At 72.6% G+C, this 26,238-nt stretch carries 28 protein-coding genes; 18 read left to right on the forward strand and 10 right to left on the reverse strand.

Annotated features, from left to right (window positions below; translation table 11 throughout):
* The first annotated feature begins 123 nt into the window (after positions 1-123).
* From aceE to ACGFZN_RS07750, 3 genes are all read left to right on the forward strand, one after another.
* Positions 124-2,826: a pyruvate dehydrogenase (acetyl-transferring), homodimeric type gene (aceE, locus tag ACGFZN_RS07740; protein WP_393857572.1), complete on the forward strand. Its 2,703-nt coding sequence runs from the start codon at positions 124-126 to the stop codon at positions 2,824-2,826.
* Between the two features lie 78 nt (positions 2,827-2,904).
* On the forward strand, positions 2,905-3,921 hold the full coding sequence (locus ACGFZN_RS07745; protein ID WP_393857573.1) for a helix-turn-helix transcriptional regulator: 1,017 nt from the start codon (positions 2,905-2,907) through the stop codon (positions 3,919-3,921).
* 67 nt (positions 3,922-3,988) lie between these two features.
* Positions 3,989-4,507, forward strand: a complete 519-nt coding sequence (locus ACGFZN_RS07750; RefSeq protein ID WP_393857692.1) for a DUF4240 domain-containing protein — start codon at positions 3,989-3,991, stop codon at positions 4,505-4,507.
* Positions 4,508-4,529: 22 nt separating this feature from the next.
* Here ACGFZN_RS07750 and ACGFZN_RS07755 read toward each other — a convergent pair whose 3' ends face one another.
* Positions 4,530-4,775 carry a hypothetical protein gene (locus ACGFZN_RS07755; protein ID WP_393857574.1) on the reverse strand — a complete coding sequence of 82 codons (246 nt, stop codon included), beginning with the start codon at positions 4,773-4,775 and terminating at the stop codon, positions 4,530-4,532.
* A gap of 73 nt (positions 4,776-4,848) precedes the next feature.
* Complete coding sequence (locus tag ACGFZN_RS07760) at positions 4,849-5,613, reverse strand: peptidoglycan recognition protein (protein WP_393857575.1); 765 nt, start codon at positions 5,611-5,613, stop codon at positions 4,849-4,851.
* An 842-nt stretch (positions 5,614-6,455) separates the two neighbouring features.
* Here ACGFZN_RS07760 and ACGFZN_RS07765 point away from each other — a divergent pair.
* Positions 6,456-7,640, forward strand: coding sequence for a MarP family serine protease (locus ACGFZN_RS07765; protein WP_393857576.1), 1,185 nt, complete (start codon positions 6,456-6,458; stop codon positions 7,638-7,640).
* A 16-nt stretch (positions 7,641-7,656) separates the two neighbouring features.
* Here the strand turns inward: ACGFZN_RS07765 and ACGFZN_RS07770 are convergent, their stop codons facing one another.
* A complete protein-coding gene (locus ACGFZN_RS07770) occupies positions 7,657-8,136 on the reverse strand; it encodes a GNAT family N-acetyltransferase (protein WP_393857577.1) in 480 nt (159 codons plus the stop codon).
* Positions 8,137-8,389: 253 nt separating this feature from the next.
* Here ACGFZN_RS07770 and ACGFZN_RS07775 point away from each other — a divergent pair, with 253 nt between their 5' ends.
* Positions 8,390-9,751: an NAD(P)/FAD-dependent oxidoreductase gene (locus tag ACGFZN_RS07775; protein WP_393857578.1), complete on the forward strand. Its 1,362-nt coding sequence runs from the start codon at positions 8,390-8,392 to the stop codon at positions 9,749-9,751.
* 57 nt (positions 9,752-9,808) lie between these two features.
* Here the strand turns inward: ACGFZN_RS07775 and ACGFZN_RS07780 are convergent, their stop codons facing one another.
* Entirely contained in the window at positions 9,809-11,281 is a 1,473-nt protein-coding gene (locus tag ACGFZN_RS07780; protein ID WP_393857579.1) for a regulator, read from the reverse strand.
* Positions 11,282-11,521: 240 nt separating this feature from the next.
* Between ACGFZN_RS07780 and lipB the strand changes: the two genes are divergently transcribed.
* The 4 genes from lipB (at position 11,522) to ACGFZN_RS07800 (ending at position 14,628) form a co-directional block, all read left to right on the forward strand.
* Positions 11,522-12,319, forward strand: coding sequence for a lipoyl(octanoyl) transferase LipB (gene lipB, locus ACGFZN_RS07785; RefSeq protein WP_393857580.1), 798 nt, complete (start codon positions 11,522-11,524; stop codon positions 12,317-12,319).
* 118 nt (positions 12,320-12,437) lie between these two features.
* Complete coding sequence (gene lipA, locus ACGFZN_RS07790; protein WP_393857581.1) at positions 12,438-13,427, forward strand: lipoyl synthase; 990 nt, start codon at positions 12,438-12,440, stop codon at positions 13,425-13,427.
* Between the two features lie 253 nt (positions 13,428-13,680).
* On the forward strand, positions 13,681-13,878 hold the full coding sequence (locus ACGFZN_RS07795; protein ID WP_393857582.1) for a hypothetical protein: 198 nt from the start codon (positions 13,681-13,683) through the stop codon (positions 13,876-13,878).
* Between the two features lie 60 nt (positions 13,879-13,938).
* A complete protein-coding gene (locus tag ACGFZN_RS07800; protein WP_360143478.1) occupies positions 13,939-14,628 on the forward strand; it encodes a DUF4191 domain-containing protein in 690 nt (229 codons plus the stop codon).
* 19 nt (positions 14,629-14,647) lie between these two features.
* On the opposite strand, the gene ACGFZN_RS07805 is transcribed toward ACGFZN_RS07800, so the two are convergent.
* On the reverse strand, positions 14,648-15,148 hold the full coding sequence (locus ACGFZN_RS07805; protein WP_393857583.1) for a flavin reductase family protein: 501 nt from the start codon (positions 15,146-15,148) through the stop codon (positions 14,648-14,650).
* Between the two features lie 71 nt (positions 15,149-15,219).
* Complete coding sequence (locus tag ACGFZN_RS07810) at positions 15,220-15,690, reverse strand: RDD family protein (RefSeq protein ID WP_393857584.1); 471 nt, start codon at positions 15,688-15,690, stop codon at positions 15,220-15,222.
* A gap of 210 nt (positions 15,691-15,900) precedes the next feature.
* Here ACGFZN_RS07810 and glnA point away from each other — a divergent pair, with 210 nt between their 5' ends.
* The 4 genes from glnA to ACGFZN_RS07830 all read left to right on the forward strand — a co-directional run bounded on the left by glnA (position 15,901) and on the right by ACGFZN_RS07830 (position 19,780).
* Positions 15,901-17,310 (forward strand): type I glutamate--ammonia ligase, encoded by a 1,410-nt coding sequence (glnA, locus tag ACGFZN_RS07815; protein WP_393857585.1) that lies wholly within the window; start codon positions 15,901-15,903, stop codon positions 17,308-17,310.
* A gap of 181 nt (positions 17,311-17,491) precedes the next feature.
* Positions 17,492-17,746: a hypothetical protein gene (locus ACGFZN_RS07820; RefSeq protein ID WP_393857586.1), complete on the forward strand. Its 255-nt coding sequence runs from the start codon at positions 17,492-17,494 to the stop codon at positions 17,744-17,746.
* Between the two features lie 140 nt (positions 17,747-17,886).
* Positions 17,887-18,807, forward strand: a complete 921-nt coding sequence (gene htpX, locus ACGFZN_RS07825) for a zinc metalloprotease HtpX (RefSeq protein ID WP_393857587.1) — start codon at positions 17,887-17,889, stop codon at positions 18,805-18,807.
* Positions 18,808-19,195: 388 nt separating this feature from the next.
* Positions 19,196-19,780, forward strand: a complete 585-nt coding sequence (locus tag ACGFZN_RS07830; protein ID WP_360143497.1) for a hypothetical protein — start codon at positions 19,196-19,198, stop codon at positions 19,778-19,780.
* A 16-nt stretch (positions 19,781-19,796) separates the two neighbouring features.
* Here ACGFZN_RS07830 and ACGFZN_RS07835 read toward each other — a convergent pair whose 3' ends face one another.
* The 3 genes from ACGFZN_RS07835 to ACGFZN_RS07845 form a co-directional block, all read right to left on the reverse strand.
* Entirely contained in the window at positions 19,797-20,072 is a 276-nt protein-coding gene (locus ACGFZN_RS07835) for a hypothetical protein (RefSeq protein ID WP_393857588.1), read from the reverse strand.
* 417 nt (positions 20,073-20,489) lie between these two features.
* Positions 20,490-20,639 (reverse strand): hypothetical protein, encoded by a 150-nt coding sequence (locus ACGFZN_RS07840; RefSeq protein ID WP_393857589.1) that lies wholly within the window; start codon positions 20,637-20,639, stop codon positions 20,490-20,492.
* A gap of 259 nt (positions 20,640-20,898) precedes the next feature.
* Entirely contained in the window at positions 20,899-21,213 is a 315-nt protein-coding gene (locus ACGFZN_RS07845; protein ID WP_393857590.1) for a hypothetical protein, read from the reverse strand.
* A 219-nt stretch (positions 21,214-21,432) separates the two neighbouring features.
* Here ACGFZN_RS07845 and ACGFZN_RS07850 point away from each other — a divergent pair, with 219 nt between their 5' ends.
* Both ACGFZN_RS07850 and ACGFZN_RS07855 read left to right on the forward strand, forming a co-directional pair.
* The gene (locus ACGFZN_RS07850; protein WP_393857591.1) at positions 21,433-21,801 is read left to right on the forward strand and encodes an ArsC/Spx/MgsR family protein; all 369 of its coding nucleotides are present in this window, start codon (positions 21,433-21,435) and stop codon (positions 21,799-21,801) included.
* Positions 21,802-21,920: 119 nt separating this feature from the next.
* The gene (locus ACGFZN_RS07855; protein WP_393857592.1) at positions 21,921-22,652 is read left to right on the forward strand and encodes a hypothetical protein; all 732 of its coding nucleotides are present in this window, start codon (positions 21,921-21,923) and stop codon (positions 22,650-22,652) included.
* Positions 22,653-22,655: 3 nt separating this feature from the next.
* Here ACGFZN_RS07855 and ACGFZN_RS07860 read toward each other — a convergent pair whose 3' ends face one another.
* On the reverse strand, positions 22,656-23,513 hold the full coding sequence (locus tag ACGFZN_RS07860) for an alpha/beta fold hydrolase (RefSeq protein WP_393857593.1): 858 nt from the start codon (positions 23,511-23,513) through the stop codon (positions 22,656-22,658).
* Between the two features lie 81 nt (positions 23,514-23,594).
* On the opposite strand from ACGFZN_RS07860, the gene ACGFZN_RS07865 reads away from it, so the two are divergent.
* The 3 genes from ACGFZN_RS07865 (at position 23,595) to ACGFZN_RS07875 (ending at position 26,222) form a co-directional block, all read left to right on the forward strand.
* On the forward strand, positions 23,595-24,077 hold the full coding sequence (locus ACGFZN_RS07865) for a MarR family winged helix-turn-helix transcriptional regulator (protein WP_393857693.1): 483 nt from the start codon (positions 23,595-23,597) through the stop codon (positions 24,075-24,077).
* A 148-nt stretch (positions 24,078-24,225) separates the two neighbouring features.
* Positions 24,226-25,257 carry a glutamine synthetase gene (gene glnII / locus ACGFZN_RS07870; RefSeq protein ID WP_393857594.1) on the forward strand — a complete coding sequence of 344 codons (1,032 nt, stop codon included), beginning with the start codon at positions 24,226-24,228 and terminating at the stop codon, positions 25,255-25,257.
* Between the two features lie 383 nt (positions 25,258-25,640).
* Complete coding sequence (locus ACGFZN_RS07875) at positions 25,641-26,222, forward strand: winged helix-turn-helix domain-containing protein (protein ID WP_393857595.1); 582 nt, start codon at positions 25,641-25,643, stop codon at positions 26,220-26,222.
* Positions 26,223-26,238: the final 16 nt, after the last annotated feature.

A 26,238-nucleotide genomic window follows, 5' to 3' on the forward strand; every position in this document is an offset into this window, starting at 1 on the left:
CAGGGAGTTACAGTCACCGACGGACTTCTACCGAAGTCCGCCTGCCCTGTCCTGCCAAAGACCAAGGGCACCCCCGAACCCTTACCGATGAGGGAACCCCCTTCGACTGAGGAAGGCGGCGACATGACCGACCCCAACGCCATCCAGCCGAGCGCGCTCGACCAGCTCCCGGACCGCGACCCGGAGGAGACCGCCGAATGGCAGGCCTCCCTCGACGCCGTCGCCAGGGAGGCCGGGCCGCACCGCGCCGCATACCTGATGCGCCGCACGCTGGAGCGCGCCGAGGCGGGCGGCATCGCGCTGCCGAAGCTCCTCGAGACCGACTACGTCAACACCATCCCGACCGCCGCCGAGCCCGCGATGCCCGGCGACCCGGAGATGGAGGCCCGGATCACCGCCTGGAACCGCTGGAACGCGGCCGCGATGGTCACCCGGGGCAGCAAGCACGGCGTCGGCGGCCACATCGCCACCTTCGCCTCCGCCGCCTGGCTCTACGAGACCGGCTTCAACCACTTCTTCAAGGGCAAGGAGGGCGACGGCTCCGGCGACCAGCTGTACATCCAGGGCCACGCCTCCCCCGGCATCTACGCCCGCGCCTTCCTCGACGGCCGCCTGACCGAGGCCCACCTGGACAACTTCCGCCAGGAGGCCGGCGGCAACGGCCTGCCGTCGTACCCGCACCCGCGCCGTCTGCCCTGGCTGTGGGAGTTCCCCACCGTCTCCATGGGCCTCGGCCCGCTGTCGGCGATCTACCAGGCGCGCTTCAACCGCTACCTCACCAACCGCGGCATCAAGGACGTCTCCGCCTCCCACGTCTGGGCCTTCCTGGGCGACGGCGAGATGGACGAGCCGGAGTCGACGGCGGCCCTCGCGCTCGCCGCCCGTGAGGAGCTGGACAACCTCACCTTCGTCATCAACTGCAACCTGCAGCGCCTCGACGGCCCGGTCCGCGCCAACTTCAAGATCGTGCAGGAGCTGGAGGCGCAGTTCCGCGGCGCCGGCTGGAACGTCGTCAAGACGCTGTGGGGCACCGCCTGGGACGAGCTGTTCCAGCTCGACACCACGGGCGCCCTCGTACGCCGGCTGCGCGAGGTACCGGACGCGCAGGTCCAGACGTACCAGACCCGCGACGCCGCCTACATCCGCCAGGACTTCTTCGGCAAGGACCCGGCGCTGGCGGAGATGGCGAAGCTGCTGAGCGACGACAAGATCCTGGAGATCTTCCACGTCTCCCGCGGTGGCCACGAGCCGCGCAAGGTCTACGCCGCGTACAGGGCCGCCGTCGAGCACAAGGGCGCGCCGACCGTGATCCTGGCCCAGACGGTCAAGGGCCACACCCTCGGCGAGGGCTTCGCGTCGAAGAACGCCAACCACCAGATGAAGAAGCTGACGGTGGACGAGTTCAAGGCGATGCGCGACCTGCTCCAGCTGCCGATCAAGGACAGCGACTTCGTCGACGGCGTGGTCCCCTACGGCCACCCGGGTGCCGACTCCCCCGAGGTCCGCTACCTCCAGGAGCGCCGCGCGGCCCTCGGCGGCCCGGCCCCGGCCCGCCGCACGCACCCGCTGCCGGCGCTGCCGGCCCCGTCCGAGAAGGCGTTCGCCTCCTTCGACAAGGGCTCCGGCTCCCAGAACGTCGCCACCACCATGGCCTTCGTCCGCCTGGTCAAGGACCTGGTCCGCGACAAGGAGACCGGCAGGCGCTGGGTGCCGATCGTCCCCGACGAGGCGCGCACCTTCGGCATGGAGTCGCTGTTCCCGTCCCTCGGGATCTACTCCCCCAAGGGCCAGACGTACGAGCCGGTCGACCGCGACCAGCTGATGTACTACAAAGAGGCCAGGAACGGCCAGATCCTCAACGAGGGGATCACCGAGGCCGGTTCGATGGCCGACTTCATCGCCGCTTCGACGTCGTACGCGACGCACGGCGAGGCGATGATCCCGTTCTACATCTTCTACTCGATGTTCGGCTGGCAGCGCACCGCCGACCAGATGTGGCAGCTCGGCGACCAGCTCGGCCGCGGCTTCCTCGTCGGCGCCACCGCGGGCCGTACCACGCTGACCGGTGAGGGCCTGCAGCACGCCGACGGCCACTCCCCGGTCATCGCCGCCACCAACCCGGCCGCGCTGACGTACGACCCCGCGTTCGCCTACGAGATCGCGGTGATCGTCCGCGAGGGTCTGCGCCGGATGTACGGCGAGGCCAAGCCGGGCGAGGACCAGAACGTCTTCTACTACCTGACGGTCTACAACGAGCCGCTGCCGCAGCCCGCCAAGCCGCAGGGCCTCGGCATCGACGAGGGCATCGTCAAGGGCCTGTACCGCTTCAACACGGCGGAGTCCGCGGGGCTCTCCCCGGCCGCGAACGCCCCGCGCATCCAGCTGCTGGGCTCCGGCACGGCGATCCACTGGGCGCTGAAGGCGCAGAAGCTGCTCGCCGAGGAGTGGGGCGTCGCCGCCGACGTGTGGTCGGCGACCTCCTGGACGGAGCTGCGCCGCGACGCGATGGAGGCGGACGCCGCCCTCCTGCGCGGCGAGGAGCGGGTGCCGTTCGTCCGCCAGGCGCTGCAGGGCGTCGACGGCCCGGTGCTGGCCGTGTCCGACTACATGCGCCAGGTGCCGGACCAGATCGCGCAGTGGGTGGAGCAGGACTGGTCCTCGCTGGGCGCCGACGGCTTCGGCCTGTCGGACACCCGTGACGCCGCCCGCCGCCACTTCGGCGTCGACGCCGAGTCGATCGTCGTCGCGGCCCTGGCCCAGCTGGCCCGGCGCGGCGAGGTGAAGGCCACGGCGGTCAAGGAGGCCCGGGAGAAGTACGGGCTGTAGGGACCGAGGTCCACGGAAGGGGTACGGCCGTCGGCCGTACCCCTTCCGTTGTCGGTGGCCCCCGGCATCATGAGGGGCATGCGTGCCGCGCGGCTCATCAAGATGGTGCTTCTGCTGCAGTCCCGTCCGTCCATGACCGCCGCCGAGCTGGCCCGGGAGCTGGAGGTGTCGGAGCGGACCGTGCAGCGGGACGCGCAGGCGCTGTCGGAGGCGGGCGTGCCGGTGTACGCGGACCGCGGGCGGGCCGGCGGGTACCGGCTGGTCGGCGGGTACCGGACGCGGCTGACGGGGCTGGCCAGGAGCGAGGCGGAGGCGCTGTTCCTGAGCGGGGTGCCGGGGGCGCTGCGCGAGATGGGCCTGGAGGACGCCGCGTCCGCGGCCCGGCTGAAGGTGTCGGCCGCGCTGCTGCCGTCGCTGCGGGACGCCCCGGACAGCGCCGCCCAGCGGTTCCATCTGGACGCGCCGGCCTGGTTCCGGGAGCCGCGGACGCCCGCGCTGCTGCCCGCGCTCGCCGCGGCGGTGTGGGACGACCTCCGGGTCACCGCGCGCTACCGGCGCGGCGAGGACGAGGTGGAGCGGGTGCTGGAGCCGTACGGGCTCGTGCTGAAGGCGGGCGTCTGGTACCTGTGCGCGCGGGTGGCGGACGGCGGTTCCGGGCGGACCCACCGGACCTACCGGATCGACCGGTTCAGCGCCGTGGACACCCTGGAAGAACGTTTCACGCGCGATCCGGACTTCGATCTGCCCGGGCACTGGGCCGAGCAGGCCGAGCGGTTCGCGCGGTCGGTCCTGCGCGCCGAGGCCGTCGTACGGCTGTCCCCGCAGGGGGTGCGCATGCTGCGCTGGGCCGTCGACCCGGTGGCGGCGCGGGAGGCACTGAGCGGGCCCGCCGAGCCGGACGGGGCGGGCTGGGTGACGGTGACGCTCCCGGTGGAGTCCGAGGAGGTCGCGCACGCGCAGCTGACGGCGCTCGGGCCGGAGGCGGAGGTGCTGGCCCCGCCGGGCCTGCGGGAGCGGTTCGCCGCGGACGCGGCCCGGCTGGCCGCGCTGTACGGCCGTGACGACGCCGCACCGCCCGCCGCGGACGCCGGATAACGATCCGCCGCACACCGGCGTACTCCGCGTGCGGCCCGCCGGTGGAGGCCCGATGCTGGTGGACGTGATGGACGAGACGGAGTTCTGGGAGCTGATCGACGCCGCCCGCGAGGCCGCCGAGGGCGACCCCGAGGAACAGGCCGACGTGCTCGTGGACCGGCTGCTCCAGCTGGACCCCGACATGGTCCTGGACTTCGCCCGTCACTTCGAGGCCCGCTACAACCGCGCCTACCGCTGGGACCTGTGGGGCGCCGCCTGGGTGCTGCTGGACGGCGCCAGCGACGACGCGTTCGACTTCTTCCGCTGCTGGCTGATCGGCCAGGGCCGGGAGGTGTACGAGGGCGCCCTGCACGATCCCGACTCGCTGGCGGAGCTGCTGGACGACTTCGACGAGGAGGTCGACGGCGACGGCGAGGAGCTGGGCTACGCGGCGGACGAGGCCTACGAGCAGCTGACCGGGACCGTCGCGCCCGATCTGGGCATCGCCCCGGCGCCCGGCGAACCGGAGGGCGCCCCGCTGGACTTCGAGAACGAGCGGGCGCTGGCGGAACGGTTCCCGCGCCTGTGGGACCGCTTCCGGGAGTAGCGGCCTTCCTCTCCCCCTCGGCTCAGCCGGCCGTGCGCCTGCGGGTGCTGCCGTCGGGCAGGCAGGCCTGTGCCTGGCCGGCCCGCTCGGCGTGGTGCGGGGGCGCGGCGTTGGCCTGGTCGAGGGCGGACGCGGTGGCCGCGGCCGGGCCGAGGACGACGGCGACGGCCGCGCACAGCGCTGTCCAGGGGCCGCGCGCGGTCCGCGCCCCGTGCGCCCGCTCCGTGCCCGCGCCCCGGTTCCCGGCGCGCGTACGGCTGCTGTTCATTGATGCCCACCTCCGGTCGGCTGGTGACGGCCTCGACCGTAGGGCGCGGGGCTCTGAGCCCGCTGCGCGGCGGCTAGGGGAAGGCTGTGAGCCGAGCGGTGGAGGTACGGCCCTGCAGGCGCGCGGCCTTCTCCCTGATCTCGGGGAGCCGGGCGGTGAGGGCGGCGCCGGGGCAGCTGGTCATGAACCCGGCGTTGTGGCCGGCCAGGGCGGGCAGGGTGACGGCGGTGCCGGCCTTGTAGCGGGCGAGGTTGTTGCTGGAGACCAGGCGGACGCTCGAGCGGGGGTCGACGTCGGCGAGGCCCAGCTTCCAGGCGACCAGGGCGGCGATCGCGTCGGTCATCGCCTTCGGCACGGGGGCGCCGGCGGTGAAGGTGCCGAGGGCGGCGATGCCGGCGGTGCGGTGGTTGAAGCCCTGGGTGTGGGCGCCGGTGACGGGCCGGTCGATGCCTCCGGCGCGGCCCTCGTAGATGGTGCCGCAGCGGTCGACGATGAAGTTGTAGCCGATGTCGTCCCAGTTCCGCGCGCCGGTCTGGCCCGCGTACAGCCGGCGGATGATCTCCGGCGCGTCGGCGCAGTCGTAGCCGCTCGGCGAGTCGGTGTGGTGCAGGAAGACGGCGACCACCTTGTCGTCGTAGCGCGGCGGCGGCTGGGTGCGCCCGGCGGCGCCCAGCCAGACGGAGCGGGGCACGATGCGCGGCCGGGGAGCGCGGTGGCCGAAGGGGGTGCGGGCGGGCACGGCCCGCTCGGGCACGACCACGGCGGCGCGCTCGACCCCCCGCACACACAGCCCGAGCGTGAGCACGGCCACCAGCCCGGGCAGACACCCGAGCAACACGACGACGGCCCGTGGTCTGCGGGGGTGCTGCCGGGGCGGGCGGGGTCGCTCGTGCGCGGCTTGGCCCGACGGGGCCGTCGCCGGGGGCTGTTGCGGGGCGGGGGCCTGTGAGGGGTTGAACGACTGCGGGGACTGCGGGGTGGCGGAGGGCTGCGGCGTGGTGACCGGCTGCGAGATGTCGAGGGGCTGCGGCGACTGCGGGGGCTGTGGCGTACACGGGCCTGCGGACGCCGCCGACGGCTGCCGGGTGGCGAGCTGACCCAAGGGCGGTGCGAGCCTCCAGCGCCCCGGAAGGGTGAACCTCCGGCGTCCCGTGGATCCCGTGCTCCTCCGGGCCGCGGACCTGCGCCGGTGCCAGGCGCTCCGCCGGACCGGGGCTTCCCCCGGCACCCCCGAGGACTCGGCGGAACCGGGCGTCCCGGCGGCCTCCGCGGCGCCCGGCAGCGGGGCCGGAGCGGGCGTGTCCGGTATCCCGGCGGCGTCCCCCGGGTCGGGCGGTCCCGGTGTTCCCGGTGTCGCCGATGTCTGCGGGGTTCCGGGCGCGGCCGACGGCCCCGGTGTCGCCCCTGGCTCCTGCGTTCCCGGTGTTCCCGGCCCCTGCCGGTCTCCGGGCGTCTCCGGTGTTCTTCGGACGGCGTGCATGAAGCCACTCTCCGGCGGCCGGGGCATGCCCGCGATGTGCACTCTGCCACCTGGCGGAACCATCATCCCGGTCCGGGACGTTTCTGGGGGTACACACATACTGGCCGGCTTCCCCGTCGGGTGGCCGTGCCGGTGTGGTGGTGAGTGATCGAAGGGGCCCGTCCCGTCCGTACTGAGGGGTCCGAGAGAAAGGCGGCTCCGTGGACCTGCTCGACCTGGTGCTCGCGCTGGTGATCGTCGTCTACGCGGCGTCCGGTTACCGGCGTGGGCTGGTGGCCGGCTGTGTCTCGCTGGCCGGGTTCGTCGGCGGCGCCGTCGTCGGCGTGTGGGTGCTGCCCTGGGTGACCGGCCTGGTGGAGCGCGGCACGCCGGAGGCGACGGTGCTCGCGGTGGTGACGGTGCTGGCGCCCGCGGTGGTGGGGCACGAGCTGGCGGGCCGCCTCGCCCTGCGGCTGCGCGGGGAGCTGGACCGGGGACCGCTGCGGGTGCTGGACGGCATGGGGGGCGCGGCGGCGAACTCGGTGGCGGTGCTGATCGTGGCCTGGGTGGCGGCGAGCGTGCTGGGCGCGGCCCCCTCGCAGACGCTGAACGCGGCGATCCGGAACTCGACGCTGCTGGGCGCGGTGCAGGACGCGATGCCGGACACCACGCCCGTGTGGTTCTCGCGGGCCACGTCGGCGCTGACCGAGGCGGGTTTCCCGCAGGTCTTCAATCCGTTCGAGAACGAGTCGACGGCCCGGGTGGCCCGGCCCACCGGGGACAGCGTCACCCCGGCGGCGACGAGCGCGGCCAAGCTGAGCACGGTGAAGATCGAGGGCGTCTCGGGCAGCGAGGGCCGGGAGGGCAGCGGTTTCGTCTACTCCGCGCAGCGTGTGATGACCAACGCGCACGTGGTGGCCGGCATCGACCACCCGACGGTGCGGGTCGGCGGCGTCGGGCGGTCGTACGCGGCCCGGGTGGTGCTCTTCGACCCCGACCGGGACGTGGCGGTGCTGTACGTGCCGGGGCTGCACGCGCCGGTGCTGCGCTTCGACACCAGTGCGTCGCGCGGCGACGCGGCGGTGGTCGCGGGCTACCCGCAGGACGGCGGCCTGAACCTGCAGGCGGCGACGGTGGCGAGCCGGGTGGAGGCGACCGGGCAGAACATCTACAGCGACGGCACGGTCACCCGGGACATCTACTCGATCCGCTCCACGGTCCGGCCGGGCAACTCCGGCGGCCCGCTGCTGACCACGGGCGGCAGGGTGTTCGGGGTGGTGTTCGCCCGCTCCACCTCGGACGCCGAGACGGGTTACGTGCTGACGGCGCAGGAGGTGGCGGGCGACGCCACGCGCGGGGCCGGGGCGACGGCGGCGGTGGACACGGGCCGGCTGGTCAGCTCCTAGGCCCACGCCGTCGCGCTCACAGGCGCCGGCCCATGAACACGTCGTCGACGTAGGCGCCGTCGAGCAGGAACTCCTCCGGCTGCACGCCCTCGACGGCGAACCCCTCGGACGCGTACAGGGCGCGGGCCGGGGCGTTGTGCCCGAGCACGCGCAGGGTGAGGCGGCGCGCACCGCGTCGGCGCGCCTCCTCGACGGCGGCCCGGACCAGCGCGCGCCCGACGCCCCGCCCGCGCGCCTCGGCGGCCACGGCGAGGCCCTGTATCTGCAGGACGTGCGCGTTGGACGCGAGCGGGGTCGGGTGGGCGAGGCGGATGTAGCCGGCGATCCGCCCGCCGGCCTCGGCGACCAGGTGGTCCCCGGGCATGTGGCGCTCGTCGAAGAACGGCCCCTGCGGCGGAGGCGAGACGGCGTGCAGGGTGGACCAGGCGGCCCGGTCGAGGGCGGCCAGCTGCTCTTCGTCGGCGGCCACGGCGATGCGTATGTACGGCTCCTGCATGACGATCACCCTACGACGGGCGGCCGGAAGGCCTCACCAAGGCGGTCACGGCGGCCCGGCGTACACACGGGAGGTCTCCTGTGACGTCCTGAGATCTCTTGTGACCGCATGCGACCTCCATGCGACCGTGCCCTGCCGATGCGCGACTGTTCGTGACCGATCACGGACCTAACCTCGAGCCGAACTCGGGTATCCCCGGAGCCTGTTGGGGGCATGACGTCTCCACCGGCCGCGCAACCACAGGAGGGGCCTCGTGCTTGAGCCCGCGTACCAGGTGGACGTCGTCATCGTGGGAGCCGGAATCGCCGGACTCTCGGCGGCTCACCGGCTGACCAGCGCAGGAATCTCGACCGCAGTCCTCGAGGCCGCCCCCTACGTCGGCGGCCGCATGTCGACCGAGAAGGTCGACGGCTTCCGGCTCGACCGCATCGGACAGCTGCTGTCCACGTCCTACCCCGAACTCCGTACGTCCCCGGGCCTGGACTCCCTGATCCTGCGCTGTTTCGCGCCGGGCGTCCTGCTGCACCGCGACGGACGGACCCAGCGCGCGGGCGCACCGGCGTCCGGCGGGAGCACAAGGGGCGCACTCCATGTGGTGCGCGCCCTGGCAAGCGCCCCCAGGGGCCCGGCGGCCACCCCGGGCCGGACCGGCGCGCCGGTGGGCGGCGCGGTCGACCAGGCCCGGCTCGGCGCCGCGCTGGGCCGCATCGCCGCCACCCCGGTCGAGCGCATCCTGGCCCGCCCCGAGCTGCCGGCCGGCCAGGCACTCGCCCGGCACGGGCTGCCCTCCCGCACGGTCGACGGCTTCCTGCGCCCCCTGCTCGCCGCCCTGCTCTGCGACCCGGACCTGACCACCTCCAGCCGGTGCGCCGACCTCGCCCTGCGCGCCTTCGCCGGCGGCCGGCTGTGCGTCCCGGAGGGCGGCGCGGAGATGCTGCCGGTGCAGCTGGCCCGGGCACTGCCGCCCGGCACCGTGCACACCGGGGTGCGGGTCACCTCGGTGTCCACGACGTCCGTCGCCACCGCCGAGCACGGCGAACTGCGCTGCCGGGCGGTGCTGCTGGCGACCGACGCGCGCGCCGCGGCGGAGCTGCTGCCGGGGCTCAGGATGCCGGACTTCCATCCGGTGACCGTGGTGCATCACACCACCGACGAACCGGCGGCGGCCCTGGCCACCGGCGCCTCGCTGCTGCTGGACGCCGACCGGGGCGGGCCCGTGGCGCACACGGCGGTGCTCAGCAGCGTGGACCCGAGCCGGGCGCCGGCCGGGCGGGTGCTGATCTCCTCGACGGTGCTCGGGACTCCGCCGGAGGGCGTCGACACGGCGGTGCGCATCCATCTCTCCCGGCTCTACGGCACCTCGACGCGCCGCTGGGAGACGCTGGCCGTGCACCACACCCCTCAGGCGGCCCCCGCCATGCGGCCCCCGCACGACCTGCGCCGTCCGGTGCGCCTGCTGGCGGGCCTGTACGTCTGCGGCGACCACCGCGACACCAGCACGGTCCAGGGCGCCCTCCACTCCGCGCACCGCGCGGCGGCGGCGATCCTGGCGGACCTGGGCGCGGGCGCGATGCACAGCGCGGACCCGGCCCCCACTCTGCCCAGGGCGGCGTAGGCGCCCGGAGAACACCCGGCCACCGAACTCCCCGCCCGCGACGGCGATGTGCGGCCTCTACCCCAGCGCCGCCGCCGCCTTCTCCCGGTACCCCCGCACCGGGGCCGCGTCCCGGTACGGCTCCAGGCGGCGCTCGAAGTCGCGCACGTACTCCACCGCGCGAGCGCTCCGCATCTCCGCGGCCTGGCCCGCGGCCTCCGCGGCCAGCGCGCACGCCTGGTCGAGTTCGCCGAGGCCCAGGCGGGCGGTGGCGAGGACGACGCGGCAGAACAGCCGGCTGCGGGCGTAGGCGGGCGCGCGCAGCTGGAGGGAGCGTTCGGCGTGCTGGGCGGCCGCCCGGTACTGCTGCAGATCCCGGTGGCAGTGCCCGAACTCGTCGGCGAGCTGGGCCTCGTCGAAGAACCGGGCCCAGTACGGCACCTCGTCCCCGGGCCGGGCCGCCTCCAGGGCGCGCTCGGCCCGCACCAGCGCCGCCGTGCACGCCCGCACCTCGCCGAGCACGCCGTGCGCCCGCGCCTCGGCGGCGTGCAGCAGCGCCTGCACGACCGGCGGGCCGCCCGTGCCCATGCCCTGCTGGGCGACCCGGGCCAGCTGGACGGCCTCCCTGCCGTGGCCGAGATAGACGGCCTGGCGGCTCATGGTGACCAGGACGTAGGAGCCGTACGCCCGGTCGCCGGCCGCCTGGGCGAGCCGCAGGGCCTGCACGAAGTAGCGCTGGGCGAGTCCGTGCGCGGCGATGTCGTACGAGGTCCAGCCGGCGAGCCGGGTGAGGTCGGCCGCCGCGGCGAACAGCTTGCGGCCGGTCTGCTCGTCGTAGGAGCCCCGGAGCATCGGCTCGCACTCGTGCTCCAGGTAGCGCACCAGGGCCTGCCGGGCGTGGCCGCCGCCGTACCGGTCGTCGAGCGTGCGGAACAGCTCGCCCACCGAGCGCAGCGCGCTGATGTCGCCGCCGGTGACCTTGTGGCCGGGGGCCCGCTCGGCGTGCCCGCGCGCCCGGGGCGGGACGGTGAGCGCCGGGCGGCCCTGGGCCCTGGCCGGGGCGGGGCGGCCCTGCGCGGGGACGCGGGGCGCCGGTTCCCGGGCGACCTTGTCGTCGGCCTTGCCGATCAGCCAGTCCCGGCTGGGCACCACCAGCCCGGCCGGGGTGAAGGCGATCTTGCGCAGCTCGGCGTGGCTGCCGGAGTCCTTGCGCCACAGCCCGCTGACGATGTCGACGGCCTCCTCCGGGGTGGCCGCGAACTCCAGCCCGGCGTACACCGGCGCGCACGCGTCGAGGCCCAGGTCCTGGGCCGTCAGCCGGCGCCCGAGCCGGCGCGTGAAGACCTCGGCGATCAGGGCCGGAGTGGTGCCCCGGGGCTGCTGTCCGCGCAGCCAGCGGGTGACCGAGGTCTTGTCGTATCTCAGGTCCAGCCCGTGTTCCAGGCCGAGCTGGTCGACGCGACGGGCCAGACCCGCGTTGGAGAACCCCGCTTCTGCGATGAGCGCGGCGAGCTGGCGGTTGGGGGTGCGCTGCGCGGGTCGGTCCGTCATCTGCGGTGCGGTCTCCTGCCTTCCGGGCCCGACGACGTGCCCGGTTTGCCGTTGAGCAGCCCTTATGGCCTCATGAACGGCGCGAATGTAGCGGAGAGTGAGCAGGCGATCGCACATTCCGCCAGGCATTCATCCGATCGTGTGAGAAACGCCCGCAGGGCTGACGTACAGCGGACGGACGTACAGTGGCGTGGGCGCTTTACGTGCCTGACACACCGGTCGCTGAGGGAGGCGCTTGCCGTGAGTGAGTTGCGGTTCGTCCGCATGGGGTTCGGTGCGGATGCCGTCGATTACCAGGAGGCCTGGGACGAGCAGCGCCGGGTGCACGCGGCGCGGTTCGCCGACGAGGTCCCGGACACCGTGCTGCTGCTGGAGCACCCCCCGGTGTACACCGCCGGGCGGCGTACCGAGGACAGCGAGCGCCCGCTGGACGGCACCCCCGTGATCGACGTGGACCGCGGCGGCAAGATCACCTGGCACGGACCGGGCCAGCTGGTGGGCTACCCGATCCAGAAGCTCCCCCGCCCGGTGGACGTGGTCGCGCACGTGCGGCGGCTGGAGGAGGCGCTGATCCGCACCTGCGCGGAGTTCGGCCTCGAGACCACCCGGGTCGAGGGCCGCAGCGGGGTGTGGGTGCTCGGTGACCCGGTCGAGCAGCGGCCGGCGCTCCGCGGGCTGTCGCTGGACTTCGACCCGCGGATGAGCGACCCGGAGTTCGACCCCCGGCTCAACGGCCCCGAGTACGCCCCCTCCAACGCGGGCCAGCGGCGCGAGGACCGCAAGATCGCCGCGATCGGCATCCGGGTCGCGAAGGGCGTCACCATGCACGGCTTCGCGCTCAACGTGAACCCGGACAACAAGTGGTTCGACAGGATCATCCCGTGCGGCATCCGCGACGCGGGCGTCGCCTCCCTCGCGGGCGAGCTGGGCCGGGACGTCACGATCGCCGAGGTGCTGCCGGTCGTGGAGAGGCACCTGAAGGACGTCCTGGAGAACGCGGAGCTCAAGCCCCGTGTGATCGAGAAGGCGTCCGCCTGAGCCGCCCCGCGCCGGGGGAATGCGCCCTGCGACCGCGGGGTTGATCTCCCCGGCAGGGCGCAAGGAACACGGGCGTACCCTGGTGTACGCCGAAGAATCAAAGCTTAGGGAGCCGGTCGTGTCCGCAGTCGCACCCGACGGACGCAAGATGCTGCGCCTGGAGGTCCGCAACAGCCAGACCCCCATCGAGCGCAAGCCCGAGTGGATCAAGACCCGGGCGAAAATGGGCCCCGAGTACACGAAGATGCAGAACCTCGTGAAGAGCGAGGGCCTGCACACGGTCTGCCAGGAAGCCGGCTGCCCGAACATCTACGAGTGCTGGGAGGACCGCGAGGCGACCTTCCTCATCGGCGGCGACCAGTGCACCCGGCGCTGCGACTTCTGCCAGATCGACACCGGCAAGCCCGAGGCGCTGGACCGCGACGAGCCGCGCCGCGTCGGCGAGTCCGTGGTCACCATGGACCTGAACTACGCCACCATCACCGGCGTCGCCCGCGACGACCTTCAGGACGGCGGCGCCTGGCTGTACGCCGAGACCGTGCGCCAGATCCACGCGCAGACGGCGGACCGGGAGGGCGGCCGTACCAAGGTCGAGCTGCTGGCCCCGGACTTCAACGCGGTCCCCGAGCAGCTCGAAGAGGTCTTCTCCTCCCGTCCCGAGGTCTTCGCGCACAACGTCGAGACCGTGCCGCGGATCTTCAAGCGCATCCGCCCCGGCTTCCGCTACGAGCGCTCCCTGAAGGTCATCACCGCGGCCCGCGACTACGGCCTGGTGACCAAGTCCAACCTGATCCTCGGCATGGGCGAGACCCGCGAGGAGGTCAGCGAGGCGCTCAGGCAGCTGCACGACGCCGGCTGCGAGCTGGTCACCATCACCCAGTACCTGCGTCCCTCCGTGCGGCACCACCCCGTCGAGCGCTGGGTGAAGCCGCAGGAGTTCGTGGAGCTGAAGGAGGAGGCCGAGCAGATCGGCTTCTCCGGTGTGATGTCGGGCCCGCTGGTGCGGTCCTCGTACCGGGCCGGGCGCCTGTACCGGATGGCCGTGGAACAGCGCCGATCGGCTGCTCCGCAGCGGGGCGGCTCCTTCGTCGCCGGCCAGGCGGTGTGAGCATCGCCACCCGGGCGGTGTGAGCCGCGCGTGTGAATTCGCGCACAAGTTCCTACTGGCCAGTAATGGCCGAGTCCACGCGGTCCCGGCCGTCCTCGCTGATGAGGGCGGGCGCCGGGGCCGCGTCGGCGTTTCAGTGCCGCCCATCGGGGCTTCATGGGCGTTTGACCGGTCGGACACGCCCTGGTAACACCAATCAGTGACTCTGGTATCACGCCTCGTACACCATCCGCTCCGAGGGGGGACCTCGATCATGCAGGCCGCGCCCGTACGCGCCACCGCCATCCCGTCCTTCACCGATGCTCTCCGCGCCGTCGAGTCCCTGCTCATGAGCGGCGGTCAGCGCACGGCCCGGCGCAACGCGTGGACCTCCGTGCTGGAGGACCGCCGCCGGGCCAAGGACCGCGTCGAGGCCCAGCGCTTCCTGGACCAGGCCGCCGGCCGCTCCTGACCCGGATCGTCCGGGGCACTGCCGTCGTCCGCACTCCCGGGGCCACGTAGACTTCCTGACATGGCGAGGAAGGAAACCGCGGCGGACGCCGCGAACGCGGGGCGACTGAAGCAGATCGCTCTCACCTACAAGATGACCAGCAAGGTCGACAAGAAGATCGGCCTTGTACTCGGGGCCGTCGGTCTCGGCACCCTCGCTGTCTTCCTGGTGATCGGCTTCTTGCTCGGACACCCGGTCTACCTGGGGATCTTCGGCCTGCTGATCGCTCTGCTGGCGACGGCGATCGTGTTCGGCCGCCGGGCCGAGCGTGCCGCGTTCGGCCAGATGGAGGGCCAGCCGGGCGCAGCGGCGGCCGTGCTCGACAACATCGGCCGGGGCTGGACGACGACTCCGGCGGTGGCGATGAACCGCAGCCAGGACGTGGTGCACCGGGCGGTCGGCAAGGCCGGCATCGTGCTGGTCGCCGAGGGCAACCCGAACCGGGTCAAGAGCCTGCTGGCCGCCGAGAAGAAGAAGATGAACCGCATCGTGGCGGACGTGCCGGTGCACGACGTGATCGTCGGCAACGGCGAGGGCCAGGTCGAGCTGAAGAAGCTGCGCACCACCCTGCTGAAGTTCCCGCGCGTGCTCACCGGTCCCCAGGTGACGGCCACCAACGACCGGTTGCGGGCCCTGGGCGACCTGATGAGCAACATGCCGCTGCCGAAGGGCCCGATGCCCAAGGGCATGCGGATGCCGAAGGGCCGCTGAGCCCTCCGGTCCCGGCCTGTCAGTTCAGGCTTCGGAACTCCCGCCCGCAGTACACCATCGGCGACCCCTCGCCCAGCCGTACTCCCGTTACCCGGCCGATCAGGATCGTGTGATCCCCGGCCGGGTAACGCGCGTGTACGGCGCAGTCCAGCTGTACGGGCGCCTGCCGCACCGCCGGCAGGCCGAAGGGGCTCGGCTGAAGCCGGGCGTCGGAGAACTTGTCCGCGCCCTTGGTGGCGAACAGCAGGGCCAGCGGCTCGTGCTCCGGCGCCAGCACGCTCACCGCGAAGTGGTCGCAGCGCGCGAAGACCGCCGCCGAGTCGGCCGCGTCCGCCAGGCACACCAGGACCAGGGGCGGGTCCAGCGAGACGGAGCAGAAGGAGCTGGCCGTGAAGCCCCGCGGAGTACCGTCCTCGCAGCGGGCGGTCACCACCACCACGCCCGACGGAAAGCGCGCCATGGCGTCCCGGAACTCCTCGGGTGTCACCTCGGCCGCCATCACATCCTGAGCATCGGTCATACGGCGACCATGCCGCCGACGGTGTGACCGGGCAACCGGATGGGGGCATACGGGCCACGACCGGTGACCGGTCAGACACGGACCTCCACGGTCCTCGCCAGCCGGTCGTGCAGCCCGCGGCCGTCCCGGTCCCAGATCAGCGCGGGGACCGCGAGGCACAGCAGGACCGTGCGCAGCAGCGACCGCAGCGGCTGCACCGTGCCGGTCTCCAGGGCGACCACCCGGACGCCGAAGAGCCGCTTGCCCGGGGTGAAGCCGATCGTGCCGACGGTCAGGACGCTCATGACGAAGAAGACGCCGAGCGCCCAGTTGCTCGTCGCGGGCACCCGGTAGCCGTTCGTGATCAGGCCGTATGCGATCAGGACGCTCAGCGCCCAGTCCACGGCGAGCGCACCGAGCCGCCGCCCCGGGCCCGCGACGGAGTTCGCCCCGTCCTGCGGGAGGCCGAGCCGCTCACCCCGGTAGCCGAAGTCCGCACCGGCCTCTTCCATGGCCGCGCGGGGCCCGGAGAGCCACGATCCGAGTGCTTGCCTGTTGTCCACCCGTCAACGGTACTGCGCCCGGTTTCCCGCACTGTGCCGAGGGGTGTGTCGGGGCTACCGTGGACACGTGGCCGGTTAACTTCTGCGAAACAAATGGGTCACGCCCGAGAAATCACCCGTCCCTAGGGTCGAGGCCAGCGTGTGCCACCGCACTGGCCGCACGAACGATCTACCACCCCGGCGAGGACGGTCGGGAGTAGGAGGAGCTGGATGTTCCAGAACGCCGACGAGGCCAAGAAGTTCATCGCGGACGAGGACGTCAAGTTCATCGACGTCCGCTTCTGCGACCTGCCGGGCGTCATGCAGCACTTCACGGTGCCCGTTGAGGCGTTCGACCCGGACGAGGAGCTCGCCTTCGACGGATCGTCGATCCGTGGTTTCCAGGCGATCCACGAGTCCGACATGGCCCTGCGCGCCGACCTGTCCACCGCCCGTGTGGACCCGTTCCGCCGGGACAAGACCCTCAACATCAACTTCTTCATCCACGACCCGATCACCGGCGAGCAGTACTCCCGTGACCCGCGCAACGTGGCGAAGAAGGCCGAGGCCTACCTCGCGTCCACCGGTATCGCGGACACCGCGTACTTCGGCCCCGAGGCCGAGTTCTACGTCTTCGACAGCGTGCGTTTCGCCACGTCCGCGAACGAGTCCTTCTACCACATCGACTCCGAGGCGGGCGCCTGGAACACCGGTGCGCTGGAGGACAACCGCGGTTACAAGGTCCGCTACAAGGGCGGCTACTTCCCGGTCCCGCCGGTCGACCACTTCGCCGACCTGCGCGCCGAGATCTCCCTGGAACTGGAGAAGGCCGGCCTGAAGGTCGAGCGCCAGCACCACGAGGTGGGCACCGCCGGCCAGGCGGAGATCAACTACAAGTTCAACACGCTGCTCGCCGCCGCCGACGACCTGCAGCTGTTCAAGTACATCGTGAAGAACGTCGCCTGGCGCAACGGCAAGACGGCGACCTTCATGCCGAAGCCGATCTTCGGTGACAACGGCTCGGGCATGCACGTCCACCAGTCGCTGTGGGCGAACGGCGACCCGCTGTTCTACGACGAGGCCGGCTACGCGGGCCTGTCGGACACCGCCCGCTACTACATCGGCGGCATCCTCAAGCACGCCCCGTCGCTGCTGGCCTTCACCAACCCGACGGTGAACTCCTACCACCGCCTGGTCCCCGGCTTCGAGGCCCCGATCAACCTCGTCTACTCGCAGCGCAACCGCTCCGCGGCCATGCGCATCCCGATCACGGGCTCCAACCCGAAGGCCAAGCGCGTGGAGTTCCGCGCCCCGGACTCCTCCGGCAACCCCTACCTGGCCTTCTCCGCCCTGCTGCTGGCGGGCCTGGACGGCATCAAGAACAAGATCGAGCCGGCCGAGCCGATCGACAAGGACCTGTACGAGCTGGCTCCGGAGGAGCACGCGAACGTCGCCCAGGTCCCGACCTCCCTCGGCGCCGTCCTCGACGCCCTCGAGGCCGACCACGAGTTCCTCCTCCAGGGCGACGTGTTCACGTCCGACCTGATCGAGACGTGGGTCGACTTCAAGCGCACCAACGAGATCGCGCCGCTCCAGCTGCGTCCGCACCCGCACGAGTTCGAGCTGTACTTCGACGTGTGACAGACGCCACCTGAAAGGCCCCTCGGCTCCGGCCGGGGGGCCTTCGGCGTGCCCGGCCCGGACGGCGCCGGCCGCGCACGCGGACGAGCACCGGGCGGGGGAACTTTTTCCCGCTTCCCGGACTTCCTACTTCCGGGGGATCATCCTCCCGACCCTGCCGGACGAGAGAGGTTGAACGGGGATGACGGAACAGGACGACTGGGAGCGCGAATTCGATCACCGCTGGGCGAATTCCGCCGAGCACAAGGAGCCCTCGGCCCGGGCCCGGATGCTCGCCGCGCGCTGGAAGGACACCCCGCCGGACCCGGCCCCCTTCCGCGCCGATCCCGCCCCGGCGCCGCGCCGGGCGTCGTGGGCCTCGACCGGCGTGGTCGTCGGCGCCGTGATCGCGGTCATGGTGCTGATCGGGCTGCTCCAGTTCGGCGTGTCGCGCTAGGGGGGCGGGGACCCTCCGCGACCGGCGGCGGACTCACAGGCACGTTTTGCTGCTCCTAGGTCCGTTCCGGACCTGTTCATGGGAGTCGGCGGGTGCACACTGGACAGCGGGACGAGTGCCTGACTGCGGGGTGATGCAAGATGCAGAGCCGCTTCCGGAGCGACCGACGGCTGACCGTGCGCATGGGGCTGACCATGTTCCTGCTCGGTCTGCTCTACGTCGCCTTCATCGCCGCGCTGATCACGCTGCTGAGGTCGTGGGTGCTGGTCGTCGTGGTGATCGGCGCGATGTTCGTGGCGCAGTTCTGGTTCTCCGACCGGATCGCCATGTTCGCGATGCACGGCCGGGTCGTGGAGCGCGAGGAGTATCCCGAGCTGCACGCGGTGATCGACCGGCTGTGCGGACTCGCCGACATGCCCAAGCCGGTGGTCGCCGTGTCCAACATGGACATGCCCAACGCGTTCGCGACCGGCCGGAACCCCGACCACGCCGTGGTCTGTGTGACCACCGGGCTGCTACGGCGGCTGGAGCGGGGTGAGCTGGAGGGCGTGCTGGCGCACGAGCTGTCGCACGTGGCGCACAAGGACGTCGCCGTGATCACGATCGCGTCCTTCCTCGGTGTGCTGGCGGGCCTGATCGTGCGGTTCGCCTTCTACTCGCAGATCTTCGGCGGGGGCCGCCGGGACCAGAACACCGCCGCCCTCTTCGCCATGATCATGGGCGTCTCCGCCGCCGTGTACGCGCTCAGCTTCCTGCTGATCCGGGCGCTGTCCCGGTACCGGGAGCTGGCGGCGGACCGCGCGGCCGCGCATCTCACCGGCCGCCCGTCGGCGCTCGCCTCGGCGCTCACCAAGGTCACCGGGGACATCGCCCGGATCCCGACCAAGGACCTGCGCACCGCCCAGGCCTTCAACGCCTTCTACTTCACCCCCGCGGCCGGCAAGGAACCCGGCATCGAGCGGTTCTTCTCCACCCACCCGAGCCTGGAACAGCGACTGGAGCAGCTCGCCCGCATCTCGGCGGAACTGGGCGAGGCAACCGCACCCGGGAAGGCGGGCTGAGCGCATGCCGGACGGCGCGCGGGCACGTCGCGGCGGGGAAGACGGTCGACCGGGAAGACACCCGAGCAATCCGCACCGGGAAGGGCGGGACCGACCGGACGACGGCCGAGCCATCCGCACTGGGGGAGACGGGACCGGCCGGGACGAGGTCTGGGCAATCCGCACCGGGAAAGACCGGACCGGCCGGGACGAGGTCTGGGCAATCCGCACCGGGAAGGGCGGGACCGGCCGGATGGCACCCCAACACACCCGCGCCGGCGAAGACCGGACCGGCCGGGAAGACACCCGAGCCATCCGCACCGGCGAAAGCCGGGCACATCGCACCGGAGAAGGCGGGACCGACCGGATGACAGCCGGGCACATCGCACCGGGAAAGGCGGGCTGAGACTTGGGGCTGCTGGATATCCTGCTGGGCCGTACGAAACCGGTCGCGCCCGATCTCGACCAGCTCTTCGCGCTGCCCTCGGCGGCCGTGACCCTCGAGGCCGCGGCCGGTTTCCGGCCGACCGGGACCGGCGCGGTGTGCTTCGCCACCGTGGAGGGCGCGGCCTTCGAGCAGACCCACCGGGAGGTGCAGGCGCTGCTGGACGCGGACACCGAGCGCTCCGGCCCGCCGGTGGAGCTGCGGCGGGACGACTACGGCTACTCCTGGCTGGTGTCCGAGCGCAGCCCCGAACAGCTGCCGGAGCTGGTCAACGACCTGCACGCGGTGAACAGCGCGATGGAGGTCAACGGCTTCGGCCCGCAGCTGCTGTGCTCGCTGGCCGCCTTCACGGACGACGGCGGCCGCCGGCTGGCGCTCGTCTACCTCTACAAGCGGGGCACCTTCTACCCCTTCGCGCCGCTGCCCGGCGCCGCCGAGCGGCGGGACAACCCGCTGGAGCTCCAGATGAAGGCGACCCTCGCGAACGATCTGCGGATCGAGCAGGACCTGGGCCGCTGGTTCCCGGTGTGGGGCGCCCCCGGTCTGTGACCGGGGACGCCGTGGCTCACCCGCTCTTCTCCCGTGCCTGCCGGCGGGCCTCGAAGGGCCGCTCGCGGCGGTAGCGGCGCTCCCACTTCGCCTGCCGGTCCCGGCGCTCGCGGTAGGCGCGGTAGCTGTCCGGCAGGGGCGGGCTGCCCGGGCCGGCCGGTGGCGTGCCGGGGGAACCGCGTCCGTGCGTCGTGTACAGATACAGCAGCGCGACGGCGGCGAGCCACCACAGATGGTTTCCGGTACCGAGGATCACCAGGACGACGGTCCCGGACGCGACGATGCCACGCATGACGGACCTCCGTTGGGGGTGAGTGCGGCGGGGGTGAGGTGTGTCGGCTTCGTGCCGTTTGTTCAGCGTAGGGAGGCCGGCACGACACCCGCATCCGGTTTTCCGCTCGGCGGAGCCCGCCGTCAGTGAATGGCACCATGAGCAAACTCGCGCACTTCACCCATGACTTCGGCGGCGAACGGCTCAGCGGCGTGCACAGCGGCGCGCCCGGCAGGGCCACGGCGGTGCTGCTGCACGGTGCGGGCAAGGGCAGCAAGGACCGCCTCCTGCCGCTGCTCGGCGAGTTCGCCGGGCCGGCTTCACTGGTGGAGGTCCCGCGCCCGAGCGAAGCTCAGAGTGGGGAGGGCAGACGGTCGCCGATCTGCTGCGGCACTACGGGTCCCGGGTGGCCGCCGTCGGCCTGTGCTCCCCCGCCGTCTACTCCCCCGACGCCTGGGAGGTGCCGTTCGGAAACGGCCAGGGGCGGTTCACCGGGACCCTCCGCACCCCGGACAGCTGGCGGGCCTCGTCCGCGCTGGAGGCGTACCGGGCGTACGGGGGCCGGGCGGTGCTGGTGGTGCCGGGCACCGATGCGGTGATCCCGCCGGCGGTGACCGCGGCCGTACAGGAGGCACTGTCGACGCGGGCCGACTACACCCGCTTCGAACTCCCCGGACCGAACACCGGTTGGGGCTCTGGTTCCGCGACCACCCGGAGGACCGGCGGGAGTTCGTGTCCCGGCTGCTGGCCCCCTCGGCCGAACCGGAGCCGCTGGAGTCCCTTCGGGGCGCGAGAGCGTGCCGGGTGCCCCGCCGGCGGGGAGGGCACCCGGTGTCGTCGGTCCGTCTCAGCGGCTGTAGCGCATGAACGCCCGGACCATGCGGCAGGTGGTGTCGGAGGGCGGGCGCATGCCGATCTCCTCCGCCGTGCTGCGGATCTTGTCGTCCCGGGCCTGGGCCGGGAGGTAGATGCCCGAGTCGAGCAGGGCTATGGCGAGGCGCATGGCCTTCAGGCGGCGGTTGTGCGCCACATACCACTCGCGGGGCCGCCCGGCCGGCAGCGGCCGCTTGATCACGGGCTCGTACGGCGAGTCGAACAGAACGGGGTGCTGGGCGGTGGACTGGGTCCGGGACGGCTTCGGCTTCAGGGCGGCAGCGGGCACAGGCATCCTCCTGTCGCGGTCAGGGCCCCGCCGGACAGTCCGGCGACGCCCTCGAACACTGCATCCAGTCTACCGCCGGGCACTGACAATCACAGGACCGCAGGTTCGGGCAAACACCGAGGTGGCAAAGGGAATTGGGGACGTGCGACAGGGGGGCGGGAAGGGGCTGGCGGGGCGTCGGAAAATCGAACAGAGCCGGTGGCGAGTACCGTGTGCGGCATGGAAATCTGGATCAACCCGGCCTGCTCCAAGTGCCGCAGCGCCATCAGCCTTCTCGACGCCGAGGGCGCCGAGTACACCGTCCGCCGCTATCTCGAGGACGTGCCGAGCGAGGACGAGATCAGGGCCGTGCTCGACCGGCTGAACCTGGAGCCGTGGGACATCACCCGCACCCAGGAGGCCGAGGCCGAGGAGCTGGGGCTGAAGGACTGGGCGCGGGACGCCACCGCGCGGGACCGGTGGATCAGCGCGCTCGCCCGGCACCCGAAGCTCATCCAGCGGCCGATCATCACCGCCGACGACGGTACGGCCCTGGTGGCCCGCTCCGAGGACGCGGTGCGCGAGGCCCTGTCCCGCGACAAGAGCTGAGGGGTGCTCAACTCGGCTGTGACGCAGCCCACTTCACGGGCTCACGCAACCGCTGAGTAACCTCGTTCGGCATCTCGTACATAGCGGCGTACGCTCCCCTACCTCTCCAGGAGGCGCGCATGTCGCGTAGGCGCACCCTCAGTACCAAGAAGAAGATCGCGCTGCTCGTCAGTGCCGCGGCGGTGGCGGGCGGCGGGGCCTTCGCACTGGCCACGACGTCCAACGCGGCCCAGCCCGCGCAGGGCGCGAAGACGCTGTCCGCCGCGGACTCGACGGTGTGCCAGGGGCTCGCCACGGCCCACGGCAACAACGACCGGTTCATCGCGGACCAGAAGGCCCATCCGGACGCCCAGTCGGCGGCGCGGATCGCCAACCGCGAGGCGGTCATCAAGCAGATCGAGGTCCAGCAGAAGGCGGCCGGGTGCACGGTTGGGGAGTCGGCTCAGGGCTCCCAGACCGGGCAGCAGGGCGCCGGACAGCAGGGATCCGGCCAGCAAGGTGCCGGGCAGCAGGGCGCGGGCCAGCAGGGTTCCGGGCAGCAGAGCGCCGCGCCCTCGCAGTCCGCCCCGGCGGGGGGCAGCGGCGGCGGTGCCGCCGCCTCCGGACAGCAGGTGTGCCAGGGCTCCACCGTCACCCTCTCCGGCGAGGCCGGCGCCCCGGCCGCCTCCAGCAACCAGTTCCCGGCCGGTACGACCCTGAAGGTCACCAACCTGGACAACAACAAGTCCACGACGGTGAAGGTCACCTCCGTCTCGGGCAGTTGCGTGCTGCTCAACAACGCGGCCTTCGAACAGGTCAGGGAACCCGGCAAGTTCCTCATCCGGCACGCCCGGATCGAGAAGGTGGGGTGAGGCTCAGGGTCCGGTCAGGAAACCGGTGAGGCGGCGGGCCAGGGCCTCGGGGGCCGCGTGCGGCAGCGCGTGGTGGGAGACGTCCGGCAGCACGGCCGTCTCCACGTGCGGCAGCAGCGCCTGTGCCCGGTCCGCCACCTCGCGGGCGTCGTGAGTCCTGCTGTTCGCGGCCACGAGCAGCAGGACCCGCGCGTCCAGGGTCCGCAGTGCGTCCGGCGCCGGGCGCGGGCCGGTCACCGGCTTCGCGGCCGGGAAGCCGGCGGCAGCCTCCTGGAGTGCGAGCCAGTCCGGGTCCAGGGGTGCTCCCGAGGTCTCCCACTCCAGGAAGGCGCGGACCCGGCGGGGCGTGGGCCGCGCCAGCATCGGCAGGGCGCGCAGCAGATACGCCGCCTTGAACCCGGCGAAGCACTGGGTCGGGTCCAGGAGGAACAGGCGGCGTGTCCGGGCGGGGGCGCGCAGGGCGTGGTGCAGGGCGATCCAGCCGCCGTACGAGTGGCCGCCCAGGTCGGCCGAGGCGGCGCCCAGGCCGTCCAGGACCGCGTCCAGCCAGAGCGTCAGGTCGGCGACCGTACGGGGGTGGCGGTCGCCGGCCGGGACGCTCAGGCCGGGCGCGCCGATCACGTCGACCGCGTGCACCCGGCGGGTCCGGGCCAGTTCCGCGACCTGGGCGTACCAGGAGACGGAGGTGGCTCCGCCGCCGCCCGGGAGCAGGACCAGCGGGGGCGCGTCGCGGGGGCCGCAGGTGTTGACGCGGGTGTCGCCGAAGGGGGTGGCGACCGTCAGCGCCTGCCGCTCGGCAGGCCATTTCGCCAGGACCTTGTCGTATGCGACCCGGAAGACCCGGCTGTCGTGTCCGGTCACGGCACCGCCCCCTATTATCTCGTTCAGCGAGACATTCGCTCGGCGAGATAATAACTTCGGAGGCCCCGCGTGCAGTCCGAGATGGAGATCGTCCACCTCCTGCGTGCCACCGCCGTCGAACTCGGCCTGCACAGCGCCCGGTTCGCACAGGCGAACGGCATGCACCCCACGGACGTACGGGCCCTGATCGCGCTCATGGACGCCCGGCGGGCCGGTGAGGAGCTGACCGCGGGGCGGCTCGGGGCGCTGCTCGGGCTCAACTCGGCCGGTACGACGGCCCTGCTCGACCGGCTGGAGCGGGCCGGGCATGTGCGAAGGGAGCGCGGCGCACAGGACCGGCGGAAGGTCGTCGTGGCGCTGGAGGAAGCCGCCGTGGACCTCGGCTGGGCGTTCTTCGGGCCGCTCATCGAGCGCTCCGCGCAGTTGCTGCGCGGCTACGACGACCACCAGCGGGCCGCGATCCGGGACTTCCTCGACGGGGTGCGCCGGGCCGCGGCCGACGGCGCCCATAGCCCGCCCGCCGGCGCCTCACAAGGTGAGCCGGGACACAGAACGGCCAGGTAACACGGGGTTCACACACGAGCAATGGACGGGAAACCGCCCGTTGACAAGCTGCCCGGCAGATCGACGCGGCGCCCCGGTGCCGTAGCGCCGCAGCACCCCGCAGCACCCGCACCGAGTGCGCCCGACCACCCCCGAAGGAAGTGGCCCCGTGACCTTCAAGGCCGAGTACATCTGGATCGACGGCACCGCCCCGACGGCGAAGCTCCGTTCCAAGACGAAGATCATCACGGGTGCCTTCGCCGGCCTGGAGTCGCTGCCTCTCTGGGGCTTCGACGGCTCCTCCACCAACCAGGCCGAGGGCCACTCCTCGGACTGCGTGCTCAAGCCGGTCTTCACCTGCCCCGACCCGATCCGCGGCGGCGACGACGTCCTGGTGCTGTGCGAGGTCCTGGACACCGACCTCACCCCGCACCCGTCCAACACGCGGGCCGCGCTGGCCGAGGTCGCCGGGCGGTTCGCCGCCCAGGAGCCGATCTTCGGCATCGAGCAGGAGTACACCTTCTTCGACGGCGCCCGCCCGCTGGGCTTCCCCGAGGGCGGCTTCCCGGCCCCCCAGGGCGGCTACTACTGCGGCGTCGGCGCCGACGAGATCTTCGGCCGCGAGATCGTCGAGGCCCACCTGGACAACTGCCTGAAGGCCGGTCTCGGCATCTCCGGCATCAACGCCGAGGTCATGCCGGGCCAGTGGGAGTTCCAGGTCGGCCCGCTCGCCCCGCTGGAGGTCTCCGACCAGCTGTGGGTGGCCCGCTGGCTGCTGTACCGCACCGCCGAGGACTTCGGCGTCTCGGCGACCCTGGACCCCAAGCCGGTCAAGGGCGACTGGAACGGCGCGGGCGCGCACACCAACTTCTCCACCAAGGCCATGCGCGAGGGCTACGACGCGATCATCACCGCATGCGAGTCGCTCGGCGAGGGCTCCAAGCCGCTGGACCACGTCAAGAACTACGGCGCCGGCATCGACGAGCGCCTGACCGGCCTGCACGAGACCGCCCCGTGGGACAAGTACTCCTACGGCGTCTCCGACCGCGGCGCCTCGGTGCGCATCCCGTGGCAGGTCGAGAAGGACGGCAAGGGCTACATCGAGGACCGCCGCCCGAACGCCAACGTCGACCCGTACGTGGTGACCCGCCTGCTGGTGGACACCTGCTGCACCGCGCTGGAGAAGGCCGGCCAGGTCTGATCCGTCCCGCTTCCGTGAGGGGCGCCCGCCGTGACGGCGGGCGCCCCTCACGCATGCCACCGGCCGGCCTCGTCCGGATGCCGAGACGACATCTCGCACAGGGGTCCTGTCCGGGGGCGGTGTCTGCTTCAATGGGCCCATGGCCAGCTTCCAGAAGACCACCGCGACGGGTCGCCATGACCTCGAGCCCTTCTGGCCTTCCCGTCAGCACCACGACTTCGACCGGGTGTGTTGCCGCGCGGTGAACGCGCGGGCCCTCTAAAGCCGTGTAACCCCCCGGCCTTCGGCCAGCGCGAACGACGTACGTCCTCCGGCGCGCCCGACCACGAATCGCGGCCGTCGCTCCCACCGGCGAACCTCTCGCGCGAAAGAGCTGACCTCTCATGGCGACCACTCGTTCTCTCTCCTCCGCCTCCGCCTCCACTCTCGCCGCCCCCGCCCGGCACCGGCTGCGCGCCGTCGACCGGGACGAGGTGGTCGACGTCGCGGACCTGCTGCCGCCGGGTGCCACCTGGCTGCCCGCGCCGCAGCACACCCTGCCGGCCCTGCCCGGACAGCCGCCGATGGTCGGCTACCTGGTGCTGGTCCCGGCCGACCAGCGGCCCCCGTTCCTGCCGGTCGCGGTGCCGGACCAGGGGGACCGGCCGGAGCAGGCGCCCGCCACGGGTCCCGAGCCGCTGGTGCGGATCGACCCCGTGCGCCGCACCGCCAGTGTCGACGGCCGTGAACTCGACCTCACCTACCTGGAGTTCGAGCTGCTGGCGCATCTGGTGGCGCATCCGCACCGGGTGCACACCCGCGACCAGCTGGTCACCACGGTGTGGGGGTACGGCCATGTCGGCGACGGCCGCACCGTCGACGTGCACATCGCCCGGCTGCGCCGCAAGCTGGGCGCCGAGCACCGCCAGACGATCCAGACGGTGCGCCGGGTCGGCTACAAGTACACCCCGCCGACCGGCCGCTGACCGGCCCGGCGCTCTG

This window comes from Streptomyces sp. NPDC048192 (assembly GCF_043202415.1).
Taxonomy (GTDB): domain Bacteria; phylum Actinomycetota; class Actinomycetes; order Streptomycetales; family Streptomycetaceae; genus Streptomyces.